14 protein-coding genes and 1 pseudogene are annotated in these 15,005 nt (G+C 64.6%); 8 read left to right on the forward strand and 7 right to left on the reverse strand.

Features of this window, described 5'->3' with window-relative positions; all coding sequences use genetic code 11:
• Positions 1–219, forward strand: a pseudogene (locus tag ACWEO2_RS09185) (hypothetical protein); the annotation flags it as partial.
• 280 nt (positions 220–499) lie between these two features.
• On the opposite strand, the gene ACWEO2_RS09190 reads toward ACWEO2_RS09185, so the two are convergent.
• The gene (locus tag ACWEO2_RS09190) at positions 500–1,114 is read right to left on the reverse strand and encodes a class I SAM-dependent methyltransferase (protein WP_452404852.1); all 615 of its coding nucleotides are present in this window, start codon (positions 1,112–1,114) and stop codon (positions 500–502) included.
• A 374-nt stretch (positions 1,115–1,488) separates the two neighbouring features.
• On the opposite strand from ACWEO2_RS09190, the gene ACWEO2_RS09195 reads away from it, so the two are divergent.
• Positions 1,489–3,270 carry an ABC transporter ATP-binding protein gene (locus ACWEO2_RS09195; protein WP_452404853.1) on the forward strand — a complete coding sequence of 594 codons (1,782 nt, stop codon included), beginning with the start codon at positions 1,489–1,491 and terminating at the stop codon, positions 3,268–3,270.
• Positions 3,271–3,505: 235 nt separating this feature from the next.
• On the opposite strand, the gene ACWEO2_RS09200 is transcribed toward ACWEO2_RS09195, so the two are convergent.
• The 3 genes from ACWEO2_RS09200 to ACWEO2_RS09210 all read right to left on the reverse strand — a co-directional run bounded on the left by ACWEO2_RS09200 (position 3,506) and on the right by ACWEO2_RS09210 (position 6,403).
• The gene (locus ACWEO2_RS09200) at positions 3,506–4,105 is read right to left on the reverse strand and encodes a hypothetical protein (protein WP_452404854.1); all 600 of its coding nucleotides are present in this window, start codon (positions 4,103–4,105) and stop codon (positions 3,506–3,508) included.
• A 502-nt stretch (positions 4,106–4,607) separates the two neighbouring features.
• Entirely contained in the window at positions 4,608–5,222 is a 615-nt protein-coding gene (locus ACWEO2_RS09205; protein ID WP_452404855.1) for a hypothetical protein, read from the reverse strand.
• Between the two features lie 311 nt (positions 5,223–5,533).
• Positions 5,534–6,403: a DUF6585 family protein gene (locus ACWEO2_RS09210; RefSeq protein ID WP_452404856.1), complete on the reverse strand. Its 870-nt coding sequence runs from the start codon at positions 6,401–6,403 to the stop codon at positions 5,534–5,536.
• Positions 6,404–6,770: 367 nt separating this feature from the next.
• Between ACWEO2_RS09210 and ACWEO2_RS09215 the strand changes: the two genes are divergently transcribed.
• Positions 6,771–7,322, forward strand: a complete 552-nt coding sequence (locus ACWEO2_RS09215) for a dihydrofolate reductase family protein (protein ID WP_452404857.1) — start codon at positions 6,771–6,773, stop codon at positions 7,320–7,322.
• A 393-nt stretch (positions 7,323–7,715) separates the two neighbouring features.
• Entirely contained in the window at positions 7,716–9,275 is a 1,560-nt protein-coding gene (locus ACWEO2_RS09220; RefSeq protein WP_452404858.1) for an acyl-CoA synthetase, read from the forward strand.
• 6 nt (positions 9,276–9,281) lie between these two features.
• Here the strand turns inward: ACWEO2_RS09220 and ACWEO2_RS09225 are convergent, their stop codons facing one another.
• The gene (locus ACWEO2_RS09225) at positions 9,282–10,199 is read right to left on the reverse strand and encodes a hypothetical protein (RefSeq protein ID WP_452404859.1); all 918 of its coding nucleotides are present in this window, start codon (positions 10,197–10,199) and stop codon (positions 9,282–9,284) included.
• Positions 10,200–10,302: 103 nt separating this feature from the next.
• On the opposite strand from ACWEO2_RS09225, the gene ACWEO2_RS09230 reads away from it, so the two are divergent.
• The 4 genes from ACWEO2_RS09230 (at position 10,303) to ACWEO2_RS09245 (ending at position 12,445) form a co-directional block, all read left to right on the forward strand.
• Entirely contained in the window at positions 10,303–10,782 is a 480-nt protein-coding gene (locus ACWEO2_RS09230) for a gamma-glutamylcyclotransferase family protein (RefSeq protein WP_452404860.1), read from the forward strand.
• A 45-nt stretch (positions 10,783–10,827) separates the two neighbouring features.
• Positions 10,828–11,418, forward strand: a complete 591-nt coding sequence (locus tag ACWEO2_RS09235; protein WP_452404861.1) for a TetR family transcriptional regulator C-terminal domain-containing protein — start codon at positions 10,828–10,830, stop codon at positions 11,416–11,418.
• An 86-nt stretch (positions 11,419–11,504) separates the two neighbouring features.
• A complete protein-coding gene (locus ACWEO2_RS09240) occupies positions 11,505–12,245 on the forward strand; it encodes an SDR family NAD(P)-dependent oxidoreductase (RefSeq protein ID WP_354952252.1) in 741 nt (246 codons plus the stop codon).
• Complete coding sequence (locus ACWEO2_RS09245) at positions 12,245–12,445, forward strand: tautomerase family protein (RefSeq protein ID WP_355178477.1); 201 nt, start codon at positions 12,245–12,247, stop codon at positions 12,443–12,445. Before ACWEO2_RS09240 ends, ACWEO2_RS09245 begins: the two co-directional genes overlap by 1 nt.
• Before the next feature lie 87 nt (positions 12,446–12,532).
• On the opposite strand, the gene ACWEO2_RS09250 is transcribed toward ACWEO2_RS09245, so the two are convergent.
• The gene (locus ACWEO2_RS09250; RefSeq protein WP_452404862.1) at positions 12,533–13,603 is read right to left on the reverse strand and encodes an ADP-ribosylglycohydrolase family protein; all 1,071 of its coding nucleotides are present in this window, start codon (positions 13,601–13,603) and stop codon (positions 12,533–12,535) included.
• Positions 13,604–13,799: 196 nt separating this feature from the next.
• Positions 13,800–15,002, reverse strand: coding sequence for an adenosylmethionine decarboxylase (gene speD / locus ACWEO2_RS09255; protein WP_452404863.1), 1,203 nt, complete (start codon positions 15,000–15,002; stop codon positions 13,800–13,802).
• Between the last annotated feature and the right edge of the window lie 3 nt (positions 15,003–15,005).

Here is a 15,005-nt window from a genome sequence, read left to right on the forward strand (position 1 = left end):
TTGCCGGGCAAGTCGGTCGCCGAACTCGCCGATGGGGTGTTGCCGAGCTTGACCGCGGCGATGAGCCTGCTCGGCGAGCAGTATCCGGGTGAGGCTGACAACTTCCGTGACACCGTGCTGGTCGCCGTCGAAGCCGCCGCGCAGTCCCGTAAGGGCGAGCCCGGCCCGGCCGTGGCGGCGATGGCCCGCAAGATCACCGCGGCCCTCGACGCGGCTTGACGTGTGCGGGGTCGGCGCAGCTGGTGGCGGGGTCCTAGTCCGGACCCCGCGACTGGGCCACCGACCGTCGGACCTCAGGGTCCGGGCGCATGGCCGTTGGGAAACGCGCGCCCAGCGGATCGAGGCACACCTCAGCATCATGTTCGCCTCCCTTGCCGTAAACCACTGGATCGAGCACCGAACCGGTTGGAGCATAGGGAAATTCGTCCACCCCAATCGCTGCTACAAACACTGTGCGACCCTGCACTCAGAAGCGGGATCTCTCGGGGCGGGGCAGGCTTCAATCTGCGCGCGAGAACACTGCCACTAGAAAGTTCGACTTGTCGGTGAATGGGCGTAGGTCCCACGTCGATAGCCGCAAATCCACCGTGAGTCCGGCATCCTCGGCGTCTGCCAGGAACTGCGGGAACTCGTAACCACGATCGGCGCCGAACCCTACAACCACCCGACCGGCTGGGGCGAGATGGCGGGCGAACCCGGTCAGCACCGCCTCCCGGGTGGACGGTGCCAGAAATGTCATCACGTTCCCCGCACATACGATGGCGTCGAAGTCGCCGCCGATCCCACGGCCCGGCAAGTCCAGTTCGGCGAGATCACCGACTATCCAGGTCGGACCGGGATAGTCCTGCTCCGCCGCGGCGATCAACACCGGGTCGACATCGACGCCGACCACGACGTGGCCAGCTCGGTGCAAGTAGCCACCCACACGCCCCGGACCGCACCCCGCGTCCAGGACTCGGCCACTGCGGTCGAGCATCGCGTCGACCAGCCGCGCCTCCCCGACAATATCCGTGCCCTCGGCCGCCATTGCCCGGAACCGCTCCACGTACCACGTCGAATGCGCAGGGTCGGCAGCAGTGAGCTCTTCCCACTGGCTGGGGGTACGTCCGCTCATGGTCTGTTCCTCTTCGCTCGGGCCCGCCTCTGGTTCACTGTGCCACTGCCGTGCCGATAGTGAGCACGCGGCCTGACGGTGTCCGCCGCCGATGCAGCCCGCCCATCGACACCGGACTGGAGGAGGATAACGACGCCCGCATTCGCACAAGTAGATCGACCACCCGGATTCTTAACCACCACTTTCGCGCAGCGGCCTGCAATCCGCCCGCGGCCGGATCGGCGGCCGGCACCGGCCCTGACCGAACTACGAGCACCCGAAGCCCGGCGAGCGGACCCAGCTCGCGGTCGGCGGATATTCGCTGGCGGTAACCCGCCTGGACGCGGGATCATTGCGCACCTGCATCGCTCGTTAATTCGAGACGAGGGGGGAGCATGAGTTCACGCGCAACGGCGGTCAAGCTGGTGCTGCGTTTCTATGGCCGGGAAATGGCCTCTCGCAAGGCCACGACGATTCCGGCGCTGCTGGCGCCTGCGCTGGGCAATATCTGCAACCTGTACATTGCACCGCTGATCGTCGCCATGGTGGTCGGCCGGGTCGCGGTGACCGCGGATACGAGTTTCGGGGCCCTGGCTTCGTATGTCCTCGCCTTCGGTGGCACCCTGCTGCTCGCGGAGCTGTTCTGGCGCATCGGGATTCACTGTCTGAACCGAGTCGACGCCTATGGTATCGAGCACCTGTACGTGCTCGCCATGGACGAGCTGCTCGCCAAGGACGCGGCGTTCTTCCACAACAACTTCGCCGGTTCGCTGACGAAGCGCTCGCTCAGCTTCGCGGCTCGGTTCGAACAGTTCGTGGACACCCTCGCCTTCGAGATCCTCGCGGCACTGGTGCCGCTGGTGTTCGCCTCGGTTGTGTTGTGGCGCTACAACCCCGTGCTGGTGCTCGTGCTGATGGGGATGATCGTGGTGACCGCGCTGGTCATCATGCCCTTGATCCAGCGCCGTCAGAAGCTCGTCGACGACCGGGAGGCCGCCATTGCGCAGGTTTCCGGGCATGTGGCCGACAGCCTGGCCAATATGCAGGTGGTGCGCGCCTTCGCTGCCGAACCGCAGGAGGCGGCCGAGCATCGGCGGCGGGTCGCCACGTCGCGGCGAAAGTCGTTGCGCTCCTGGGATTACGCGAACCTGCGGATAGATACGCTGGTGACGCCGCTGTTGGTGCTCACCAACGTGCTGGGCCTGCTGATCGCGCTGGGCCTCAGCGGCGGGAATGCGGGGGTGGAGGCCATCGTGGTGGCATTCACCTACTACTTCAACGCCACCGGGATCATGTTCCGGTTCAACCAGATCTACCGGCGGTTGGAGACGGTGCTCACCGAGGCGGCGCAGTTCACCGAACTGCTGCTCGACGAGCCGAAGGTGCTCGATATCGAAGATCCGGAACCACTGCGGCCCAAGGGCTTCGACGTGCGCTTCGAGACAGTGAACTTCACGCACGGGGGTGCGCGGCAGCTGTTCCACGGATTGGATCTGCACGTGCCCAGCGGCGCCAAGGTAGGCCTGGTCGGACGATCCGGTGGTGGCAAGACCACCATCACCCAACTGCTGTTGCGGTTGATGGATATCCAATCCGGGACGATACGCATCGGCGGGCAGGACATCGCCCGGCTGCGGCAGGCGGATCTGCGCAGTCTGATCGCCTACGTGCCACAGGATCCGGCCATGTTTCACCGGACCCTGAGCGAGAACATCCGGTTCGCGCGCCCGGACGCCACCGATGAGGAGATCCTGCGGGCCGCCAAGGCCGCGCACGTCACCGAGTTCGCGGACGCGCTGCCGCAGGGTATGGGAACGCTCATCGGCGAGCGCGGCGTGAAACTGTCCGGCGGCCAGCGTCAGCGGGTCGCGCTGGCTCGGGCCATCCTGCGGGACGCGCCCATCCTGCTCCTGGACGAGGCCACCAGCGCCCTCGACTCGGAAAGCGAATTGCTTGTGCAGCAAGCGCTCTGGGAGTTGATGCAAGGGCGTACGGCGCTGGTTGTCGCGCACCGGCTGAGCACTGTGGCCGGGATGGACCGGCTGGTGGTGCTCGACCACGGGCGAGTCGTCGAGGAGGGGACACACGAGGAGCTGCTCTGCGCGCAAGGAACATACGCTCAACTGTGGCGGCACCAGTCGGGTGGATTCCTCGGGGAGGACATGGTCGCGCGTTGATCAGAGTTCGTTGGAGCTCGATCCCGACGTAGGCCCGTGAGAACCTCGAGACGCTTTGCCGGAGCTCGATATAACAAATTCGGCGATATCTACGGCGCGGCGGGAATATCGGCAACGGTAGGCCGCGGAGCGGTCGGTGACGGCATCGAGTCAGGACGTGGAGCTTTCTGCGCAAACTCGATAACGATGACCATCTGGTCCGACCATCCTGGTACTGAGTCGCCGTCGGCGGGTCTCAGTCGATAGTGAAGACGAACGAATACCAGTCTGCGGATAGCCTTTCGAACCGTTGGGCGCCACTCCCTACTGGTTCTGCGCTAGGCGAGTAGACCCAGCCCTGGACAGTGGAGCCCACGTACCCGTCGGCGTCATAGAAGTAGACGCGCCCATCGGACCGGCGGTGAGCCGAGCTGATATCGAGGCCGCCGAGACTCAGGTCTTGGCGGGTATTCGGTCTATCCTCGTGCAGCATCTCGACCGCGACCATCTCCATTTCCGGACGTGCGGAGTCGAAGTTCGCGGGCTGAGAGACCAAACCAGCGACCAGCCCCGCGAGCACAACCACCGGCACTGCGGCGACCTTCCAGGACCACCCTTGCTCTCTGCCGAGCAGGTACAGCGTCTTGATCGCCCATACGAGCAGGGAAACACCAAGAAGAATCCCGCCGGCCACCAGGCCAACGAGCTGATCGGGACCGGTCGAGTTCCCGACGAACGGAGCCCAGTCGAGGTGGACGCACAACAGAACCACAACACCGAGGACCGTCCCTGTCAGGACCGCGGAACCCGGCGCAGTGGCAGTGTCCGGTCCGCCCTCGGTCTGCCCGTCATGCACACGTGATGTTTCGATCGGGGCCTCCTCATCTCGACGACTGCGACCCAACGCCTGATCCGCGCTCAGCGATCCCCGCAACCGAACTCTACGGCGGCCAACTCCACTGACCGAGCTCAGCCGACCGCGTCAGTGCAGGTGCTGCAGCGTGCTCTCCGGTGTCGAAAACTATTGGTGTCCAACAACTCTTATCAGACCGTCCGAAGATCGCGTTTGTGGTGACCTCGATCGCGTGTTGGGACTATCGCAGTTCTGACGCATGGCAGGTAGAGCCACCTTCTTCGTCGAAAACCGCCGGAACATTATGTATTCGGCCGGGCGGTGTGCATCGCGAATGCTGGAATAGTCATGGCACGTTGATCTTTCGGCATCGAGACGGGCGTCGGCGAGCGGTTTTTTCTGCTCAGTTGCGCAGGCCGGTGGTCAGTTCTGCACGTTATCTATGCACAGGATGCGGTCGCCGAACTCCCGATCGCATTTCAAGGGTTCGAGGTCTTGTGCGGGGTCAGCTCCACACGCCGGTCTCGACGACCCAGATGCCGTGGTCGCCCTGGGTCGCGGGCTGGGCGAGGTTCAGGGCGACCTTGCTGCCGTCCTGGTTGGTGACAAAGACGACCGTCGGTGCGTCGGTGCTCGTTTGCACGCTGGTCCAGCCGAATCGCCCTTGCACGAAGGACTTTGCGACCTGGACTCGGTCCAGGCGCCAGGGCTGGTGGCCGCCGTCCACGGACTTTTGCAAGTCGGTGGCCTGCTGGATGGTGAGTCCCTCACCGGCAAAGGTGGTGCCGGATGCCGGATGGTTTGTTGCCGGTTGCTGCGCAGTGTCCGTTGGGACAGAGGTGATCGGCTGCGGGGCCGCGGTCTGCGAGGGATTGATCGGGCTCTGGGCCTGCGGCTGCGACGGCGCTACTTGATCGCCGGAGGTGGCTGGCGCGCCAGAGGTATCCGACGGGGCGACGGCGACCGGCGTCGTGCCGGAGATCGCCGACGAGCCCAGGGTCGGCGTCGTCGACGAGTTCGAGCATCCGCAGATCACCGCCGCACCGGCAAGCACACCGAGCAGCATCACCCCCACCCGCCGCGAGAGCCTGCCGGGGGTGTGAGAAGTGCGTTCAGGCATGGTGTGGTGCATGGGTCCCCCCAGGTCGGTTCCGCTACCGCGCGATCTGCATGGATCACTGTCCTGATTTCGCACCACGGGACCGTCTCGTTACTGCCGCGAGCGATAACGGTGTCGGCCATCGCTCTCCGTATGGGGCATTGGCGCAACGGCCCAGGACAATTCACGCTGACGACGGCCTCGACCACCATACTTGTGTGGTCTCCGGAACGCTGGTGCTGCTCAGCGACCTGTGGTCGGGTACGACGGAATCTGACTCGCCCGCAGAATCCTGTGTTCAAGTGCGGTGCAGACGAGCGACGTTCGGCTGATCAGTCGGTTTGCGGCTCACCGTTGTTGTGGGGCTCTTGTTCATCCGGCTTCGCTTGGTGGCGTCGGTGGTCCGTGAGTGCGATGAACAGCCGGAAGTTCGGAATCAATTCAAGTGCTGCGCCTTTCAGTGGCTTCCATTTTCCGTCGACAGTTATGCCGACTCGCCCGGCATCGACACTTATCCCCTGGACACTGGGCCAAGGGATGGCCTGGCCGTTGGCGGAAATGTCGGTCGCGGAGATGCGGATCGGGCCGAAGTCGAGGGTTCCGCCTGCGTCGAGTTCTGCTGCGGCGGCGGCGAAGCAGGCTTTGACGATGCCATCGTGGATTGTTGAAGCCCAATACTGCGGGTCTGTGTACCCGCCGCGTAGCCAGAAGTCGGTCTCGAAGAACCCATTGAGCGGAAAGCGCTGTCCCGCAATGTCGGTGAGGGTGCCGGTGTAATACTTCGGGCGAGCGGGCTCGCGCTGGAAAGTGTCGTCCGAATACCCGTACAGGTAGGCGAGCGTGCTGTCGTAGCGTGCGACTCGGATGGTTCCGTTCGAACCCACCACCACAAGGCCGTGCTCATAGAGCGCCAACTGCGCATTGATGTCGATAAACCGCGACCGGCGGCGAAGCACGAGCGGAATACCCAGCATGAGGAACACCAATGCCGCCCACACCACGCCTACGGCGGCTCCGGCCAGATATCCCCACGTTCCGCAAAGGATGACCGTAAGGGTGCCCCACATCGCGTAGCCGCGCCAGGGAATCGGTGGCATCCGCCACGGGTACGTCGCGACGAGATTCCCGAGATGTGCTCCGGCAGAGTACGTTTCGATCTCAGACGGTAGCTGAGGGCCATCGTGATCATTCGATTCGGGCACGACTCCTCCTTCATGTCGTGCCACTTGACGCTACCGTTGCTCGCCGCGCGATGCGGGGGATCGATCCCGATGCGTCTCTGCGGGCAGGGCAGAGGCTCAGTGCTTTTCGGCGCGAGCATCGGAGGCTGCGGGCGAATCCTCCCGCACAAACCGCGAAGAATTAAGCCGGAACGGACAATTATGGAGAAGAGTGTCCGTTCGAATGTAGTTTGCGGGTTCTGAGGACGTGTGCTGGTAAGGCGGACTGCGTGCCCGTGCAGAGTCCGAGTCGGTGCGCGGGGCGAGCCGCGGGCTGCGGCATCCTAAGAGGTGAGGTCCGATGAGCACCCACCGATGAGTTTCGAGCGCGTAGGAGGTCTACCCGGTCATGAGGAAACTGATCTACGGGATCGGCGTGTCCCTGGACGGCTACATCAACGACCGCGACGGCAGCATCGACTGGACGAACCCAGACGAGGAACTGCACCAGTTCCACAACGACAGGTACCGCGAGATCGAGGTCTCGCTGCACGGCCGTCGGCTCTACGAGCTGATGGCCGAGTACTGGCCGCACGTGCCCGAGAACGCGTCGCGCATCGAGCGCGAGTTCGGCGAGCTCTGGACGGAGAAGCCCAAGGTTGTCTTCTCCCGGACGCTCACCGAGGTCCATTGGAACAGCACCCTGGTCAGTGAGAACGCGGTCGAGAAGGTCCGCAGGCTCAAGGCCGAAGGCGATGGCGTCATGGAGGTCGGTGGCGCGAGCCTCGCGGCCTCGCTGATGCCACACGGGCTCATCGACGAGTACCAGTTGTTCCTCTCGCCGGTGGTGCTCGGCGGCGGCACACCGCTGTTCCCATCACTGGACAAGCGCGTCCAGCTCCGATTGGTCGAGACGAGGCACTTCAACACCGCGGTGATGCTGCGCTATCTCGCCGACTGAGGTCCGTTCAACCGCAGCAGCCCTGTTCAACCGCAGCAGCCCTGTTCAACCGCAGCAGCCCTGTTCAAGCGCGACGTCGAGCATGGTGAACGCGTGCACCAGGTGCGTCTTGACGGCGGCTCGGTTCTTTGTTGTTCGGCGAGATCGGTTTGGCGAGCGTCGGCGACGGCGCCTTCGGTAGCGGCGACCGCGGCGAGGCTCCAGCCCTCGCAACGCCCGAGGTCGGCCGCGTCGATCAGCTACGCGGTTGTGCCGAAATACCTGTGTCAGCGCATCCTCGGCTGCTACATGTGTTCAGTGTCGGAAGACAACCACCGATTGTCCGTGCGGTGAGGTTCCTGGTGAGTGGGACTGGACGGTCGGGTGGTGGCGATTGCGTAGGAGGTTGGGCGTATGGACACGGCGGGTGCTCGCGGTCAGGGGCTGGGGGAGTTGTTGCGGCGCAGTGCTGCCCGGGTGCCGGAGAAGACGGCGCTGGTGTGGCGGGGTCGGCGCGAGTCATATGCCGAGCTCGACGCGGCGGTGAATCGGGTGGCGCATGCGTTGGCCGAACGTGGTGTGGAGCAAGGGGATCGGATCGCGATCTACGCGCGTAACTCGCGGGAGTTCGTACTGGTGTACTTTGCGCTGGCCCGATTGGGCGCGGTGTCGGTGCCGATCAACTTCATGCTCAAGGGCGATGAGGTCGCCTATATCCTGCGGCACTCCGGAGCCAGCGGGCTGATCGTGGAGGATGGGCTGGCCGCTGAGGCGCTGGTCGCGGTGCAGCAGGTGGGCGAGAGCGTGATTCGGGTGCGCGGGTGGATCGGTGCGCCGCCTCCCGATGGCTGGGAGGACATCGCGCGGTGGGAGGACCATCCCGACTCGTCCGAACCCGATATCGCCATCGGCGATGACGATCCCGTGCAACTGATGTACACCTCGGGCACCGAATCGCGGCCGAAGGGGGCGATGCTATCGAGCCGGAGCCTGATCGCGCAATACGTGAGCGCGATCGTGGACGGCGGGATGAGCGCCGATGACATCGAGATCCACGCGCTGCCGCTGTATCACTGCGCGCAGCTGCACTGCTTCCTGACCCCGGACATCTATCTCGGCGCGACCAGCATCATCCTCGGCGCACCGGATCCGGTGACCATCCTGCGCACCATCGAGCAGGAGCGGGTCACCAAGCTGTTCTGTCCACCGACCGTGTGGGTTTCGCTGCTGCGCAGTCCCGAATTCGAAACCTACGACCTGTCCTCGCTGCGCAAGGGTTACTACGGGGCAAGCATCATGCCGGTGGAGGTGCTCACCGAACTTGCGCAACGGCTGCCCAGGGTCGGGTTGACCAACTTCTATGGCCAGACCGAAATGGCTCCGCTGGCCACGGTTCTCGGGCCGCAGGACCAGCTGAGCAGGCCCGGCTCGGCCGGTCGCGCGGCGCTCAATGTCGAGACCAGAATCGTCGACGACGAAGGCGTTCCGGTCGCGCCGGGCGTGGTGGGCGAGATCGTGCACCGCTCACCACAAGCCATGCTCGGCTATTGGAACGACCCGGACAAGACCGCGGAAGCCTTCCGCGACGGCTGGTTCCACAGCGGGGACCTCGGCGTCATGGATACCGACGGATACGTCTCGGTAGTGGACCGCAAGAAGGACATGATCAAGACCGGTGGTGAGAACGTCGCCAGCCGTGAGGTCGAGGAGGTGCTCTACGCGCATCCGGGTGTCTCCGAAGCCGCCGTCATCGGCCTGGCCCACCCGTACTGGATCGAGGCCGTGACCGCGATCGTCGTGCCGCGCAACGGAACAACCCTGAGCTCCGAGGAGTTGGTCAGCCATTGCGCCACCCGGTTGGCTGGCTACAAGGTGCCCAAGTACATCGCTTTCACCGAGGAGTTGCCCAAGAATCCGAGCGGCAAGATCCTCAAGCGCGAATTGCGCACGAAATATGCGCATCTCGTGGATTAGGGCGCGCTAGTTGCAGATCTCGAATTCGCTGCGGAGTCGGCCCTGGAGGGCGATGGCATCGGGGGTGAGGTAACGCTCCGGGTGCGCGTCGGCGGCGCTGTCGCGCTCAGTGCATCCAGCGATCTTGACGCTGCCGGTGAATAGTTTGTCCGGCGTGTAGCTGCCCCAGTTCCAACGCAGGTCCATCGGGTGTTCGGAGGTTCGGGTGCTGGCGATGATGGCGGTCAGGTCCTGGTAGGCAGTGTCCGGACTGTGCACTCCGACGGAAAGATTCGCGATATATCCGTCGGTGACGTGAACGAAGGCAACCTGGGCCGGGAGATCGGTGAGCAGGGCCTGGATGTCGTGTTCCTGCTGGGTGCTGAACGGAAGGTCGACGGTCCACCCCGGGGCGCGGTTCGCGGGTCTGATGGTGACCTGTGCGCGATCGCCGCCCAGGACGGTGCGCACCGCTGCGAGGGAATCCGTTGTGGGCGGGGACTTTTCGATCTCGATCGCGGAGGTCGACCAGGTGATGGCGGCACCGGGCAGGCTCGCGCCCAGTTCACGCAACATGTTGGCGCGAGTACTGATTCGCGCCGGATCCAACGCGGCATCGAGTTTCAGCTCCAGTTGATCGCCGACGGTGAAGTCGGCAGATTGCTGGAAGTTGTCGAAATCGTGCCGCTTGATCGCGTTGATGCAGTCGACCACATCCGCGATCTGCGCCTCGGAAGCCTTGCGCATCGATATGGTCAGGTCCAGGTAGGTGCCCTGGGTGGAGTCGTTGGCGTAGTCGACCGTGACGCTGTCGACGCCCGGCATGGCGCTGATCTCGGCGTGTAGCCGATCCGCCTGTGGGCGGCGGTCGGCCGCATTCGTGCACCCTGCCAGGACGATCATGGTGGCGACGGCGATCCCCGCCGCGAGCGTGCGCCGGATCATGCGGGCCTTTCCTCTCGCAGTGCGTCCTGGTGGCACCGTACGCGTGCGGGCGGCGATTTCGCGGTAGCCGCCGTCCGCGTGCCCTGCGGCGTAACCTCCGCTGGTGGACAGTTCCAGGGATCCGTTGGACGAATCGGGCGCGTTCGTGCTGGGCGAACGGTCGGCAACCGGTCGATCGATCGCGATGACGGACGCCGATCGGTTGTTCGTCTACGGAACGCTGCGGTTTCCCGAGGTATTGGTCGAGTTGATCGGGCGGTGCCCGGACTTGGTCGCCGCGGAACTGGCCGGGTGGCGGGTGGCGACGTTGCCGGGGCGGGTCTATCCGGGTTTGGTGCCCGCCGCGGGTGGGGTGGCGCGGGGTGTGGTGCTATCCGGGCTCGATGCGGGGGAGTGGGCGGTGCTCGACGCCTTCGAGGACGATGAATACGAGTTGCGGCGGGTCGCGCTCGGCGCGGATGCCGTGTGGACGTATGTATGGACCTCGATTGTCGCGCAGGAGGATTGGTATGCCGATCGCTTCGCGACCGAGCAGTTGGCCTCGTTCGTGCGGCACTGCGCTGAATGGCGGCGGACGATCTGAGGCCCCGATTTGCTATTCCAAGACGACCGGTCATATATTAACCCCATGGCGCGACCGCGACGCAGTGCGGACACCCGGCAGCTTCTGGTGGAGGAGGGGGCTGCCGGATTCCTGACGCACGGCTATCACGGGACCGGCATCAAACAGGTGCTGGATGCGGTCGGGGTGCCGAAGGGGTCGTTCTACAACTACTTCGACAGCAAGGAAAGTTTCGGCCGCGCGATCATCGACCATCATTCGCTGTGCGTGCAGCGGAATCTGGCCGAGGCGCTCGGGTCGTCAGCGGATCCGATCGTCGGGTTGCGGGCATTCTTCGCGCGGCTCATGGATGACTTCGTGCGGGCGGAGTTCACGGGTGGGTGCCTGATCGCGAACCTCGGTGGCGAGCTCGAGGGTAGTGCGGTGCTGCGCGAATCTCTGGCCGGCGCATGGCATTCCTGGCGCGACGGGGTGGCGGTGGCGCTGCGCCGGGCCCAGGAACTCGGCACCATTCGCGACGATATCGACGCCACCGATCTGGCCGATCTGCTGCTGGAGTCATGGGAGGGTGCCGTGATCAGAATGAAGATCGAGCGTTCACTCGAGCCGCTGCACAAGTGTCTGCGTCGACTGCTGGACGACTACTTCCTGGCCTGAGTGGGGTTGGCCCTTTTCCGCTGTCCGCTCGCCTATTGCAAGACGACCGGTCGTATCAAGAAGTATCACTAGGAAGAGAGAGAATTATGGTGAGCGCAAAGACGGTCATCGTGACCGGATCCTCCAGCGGGATCGGACGCGATATCGCCAGGGCCTTCGTCGAGCGCGGCGAAAACGTCGTGCTCAATGGGCGCGATGCGGACAAGCTCGCGGCAGTGGCGGACGCACTCGGCGCGCCGGAACGGATCGCCGTCTTCGTCGGCGATATCGGCTCTCCCGCAACGGGAACCGAGCTGGTCCGCGTCGCGGTCGAGCGCTTCGGCCGGGTGGATGTGCTGGTGAACAATGCGGGGATCTTCGGAGCCAAACCCTTCGTCGATGTCACCGAGGCGGACCTCGACAGCTACCTCAACGGCAACCTGAAGGGCACCTACTTCACCACCCAGGCCGTCGTACGCCAGCTCCGAGCACAGAAAACCGGTGGCAGCATCGTGAATATCGGGACGGTGCTGATCAACCACGCGCTGGCAGGTCTGCCCGCATCCGCGGCGCTGGTCAGCAAGGGCGGCGTACACGCGCTGACAACGAGCTTGGCGGCGGAGCTCGCCGCGGACGGGATTCGGGTAAATGCTGTTGCCCCGGGCATCATTCGCACACCGATTTTCGGTGACGGCGACGAAACCTCCTCGGGCAGACTGGCTTTGCTCAACCGCATCGGCGAGGTGAGCGAAACCACTGCGGCGGTGCTGTATCTCGCGGACGCCGCATTCACCACCGGTCACATTTTCCCCGTCGACGGCGGGTTCATCTCGGGAAGGGCTGCGTAATGCCTTACGTCAATATCAAAGTCACCGACGAGGGTGTCACGCGGGAGCAGAAGTCCCAGCTGATCAAAGGGGTTACCGAGCTGCTGCGTGATGTGCTCGGCAAGGATCCGGCGACCACGTTCGTGGTGATCGATGAAGTCGCGCTGACGGATTGGGGCATCGGCGGAATGAATGTCGAGGACTGGCGCAAGCAGTCATAGGTCCGAGGGTTGGCCTGTGCGCCCATTCCCGTCCGAGGATCCCGCCGGATCGAGGCCGGAATGGGCGCTGTGGCTGCGCACGAGTCCCTAATCGAATGGGTATCGGTCACCCAGTATCGACCGGTCGCCGACGAAATAGTTCAGGACGAGGTCATCGGCGACTTGGATCAGCACATCGCAACCCTCGACCCCGGACATCCAGTCCCGCGGCATCGCAGAGAAACCGTGAGTGGCGCCGATCAGGTTGCCGGTGACGGCACCGGTGGAATCGGAGTCACCGGAATGGTTTACCGATAGCAGCAATGCCCTGCGCACATCGCCGGTTCGAGCCGCGTACAGGGCGCAGTACACGGCGATGGCGAGGCATTCCTCGGCGATCCATCCCGCGCCGACCCGCTCGACCTGTTCGGCGCTGGCTGGCTGCTCGGCCAGCTCGGCAGCCAGGTTCAGCGCCGCGGCTGTCTCCGCTCCTGCTGGGTAGGTTGTGAGCTGAGTAATGGTCTGTCGCAACGCAATCGGTAGCTCGACACCGCTCACCACGCGATCGATCAGTGCCGCGAGCGCACCCGCGGCGAGATATCCGGTGGGATGTCCGTGAGTCAGTTGGGCACTCCGCGCGGCCGCGGTGAATGCGAGATCGGGCCCCATACCGGCGAGTCCGAACGGTGCCGACCGCATGACCGTCCCGCATCCCTTCGACCCCGGATTCACCGGACCAGCTTCGCCGAGCGGGTACGGCGCGAGGTATCCCCGGGTCTGCTGGCTCAGTCCGGACATGCAGGCATTGCCCGGCGCACGCGTGGCATACAAGAACGGCAGACTCGCCAGCCAACCGTCGACCTCGACTGCGGGCCCGTCCTGTCGCTGGGTCCGCAACCAGCGCAGATATGCCCGTCGCAATGCTGGCACCGGGTCGGCGCCCGGCGCGCACCGCAACAGCCCCTCCGCGGTGAACAGCGTCATCTGGGTGTCATCGGTAATTTGCTGCGGCGCGCCCGCGTCATGCTGGGGCAGATAGCCTTGCACCCCCTCGATGCCATACCGTTCGCGAATCTGATTCAGCTCGAGGAATTCGATGGGCCATCCGAGCGCGTCACCGACCGCCCCACCTAGTAGCGAGCCTCGGACCCGATCGAAGACCACCGTGTAATCCACCACGAGACAACATCATTACCCATCCAACGGTGCAGCGGCCCACCAGCACCGCCGCAACGCAGCAGCGTCCACCCCAACAGGCGTGCCACGTGGGAAAATGTGTGCCCGGTGTGCGCGATGGGTTTCGCGCGGCAACACCGAATCGCACCGGCTCCCAAAGGTGAAATTCCTTGGGAGCCGGTGCGATTCGAGGGTGCTGCTACACGCGCAGCGCGTGCGGTTCGATCGCGCCGCGCACCAGCGCCCGCGCGTCGACCGTCTCGGCGCGGTAGGGCAGCGTGGCCAGTCGCTCGGTCATCGCGGGTACCGGGTCGTCGATCCGTTCGTTCAACCCGAACAGGAACGTCCACTCGTGCTCATCGCTGCCGTACTGCACTACGGTGGCGAACTGCTCGTGGAAGCGCTGCCAGGACCGCTTCAGCGTCTCGTTGCGCCACATCGTCGCGCAACCGGCCTGCGCGCTCAGCACGCCGCCGGGCGCGAGCAGTGCCCGACATCGCGACAGGAACTCCGATTCGTAGAGGCGGTTGTGCTGCGCGTCCTCGACCCGCTCATCGGGCAGATCGATCACGATGACGTCGTAGCGGGTACCCGCCGCAGCCGCTTCGGCCAGGAAGTCCCACCCGTCGGCGTAGTGCACCTTGATCGGGCCGTCACCGCGCACCGCGGCGGTCAGCTCGTCGCTGGTGTAGCCGTAGGGCAGGTGCTCGGCGCACAGCTCGACCTCGCGCTGATCGATATCGACGTGATCCACCAGTGTCGCGCCCGCGGCAACCGACATCTGACTGGCCACACCCTCACCCGAACCGACGATGAGGACCTTGTCCAGCTTCGCGGCCAGCGCGAAGGCGGGGACCATCATCGCCTCGTGGTAGGTCAGCTGGGAGAACTCCGTGGACTGGCGATCGTCGTCGGAGAACAGGCTGATGCCCTGTTCGGTGCGTGCGATCACCATGTGCTGGAACGGAGTATGGGTGTCGACGAGGACCTCGTGCAGATCCCAGATGCGGGTCAGGCCGTTGCCGACCGGCTCCTCGATCCGTGTGGAGCCGTGCCCGCGCTGGATGACCTGCATCCGAACATCCTTGGGAGACAACTTATCTCGCAGTATCTCCACCGCCTTCGACGCGCCTGCGCCGATACTTCCGCAGGTGAAGACGTCGACGAAGATGTCGCCGGACTCCGGATAAGTGTGAATCGAGGCGTGGGACTCCGACAACAGCGCGAGGACGGTCACCCCCTGCGGATCGAACTTCTTGTGTACGACATCGCAGATGGTGACGCCCGCCGCGATCAGAGACTCGCGCAACGCCGATTCGAGTCGTTCGAGATCGTCGCAGAGATCTGCGTCGACACCACCGAACTCGGCCAGCACATGCCAGCCGGTGAATTCCGCCGTCATGGG

It is taken from the genome of Nocardia sp. NPDC004278 (assembly GCF_053602975.1).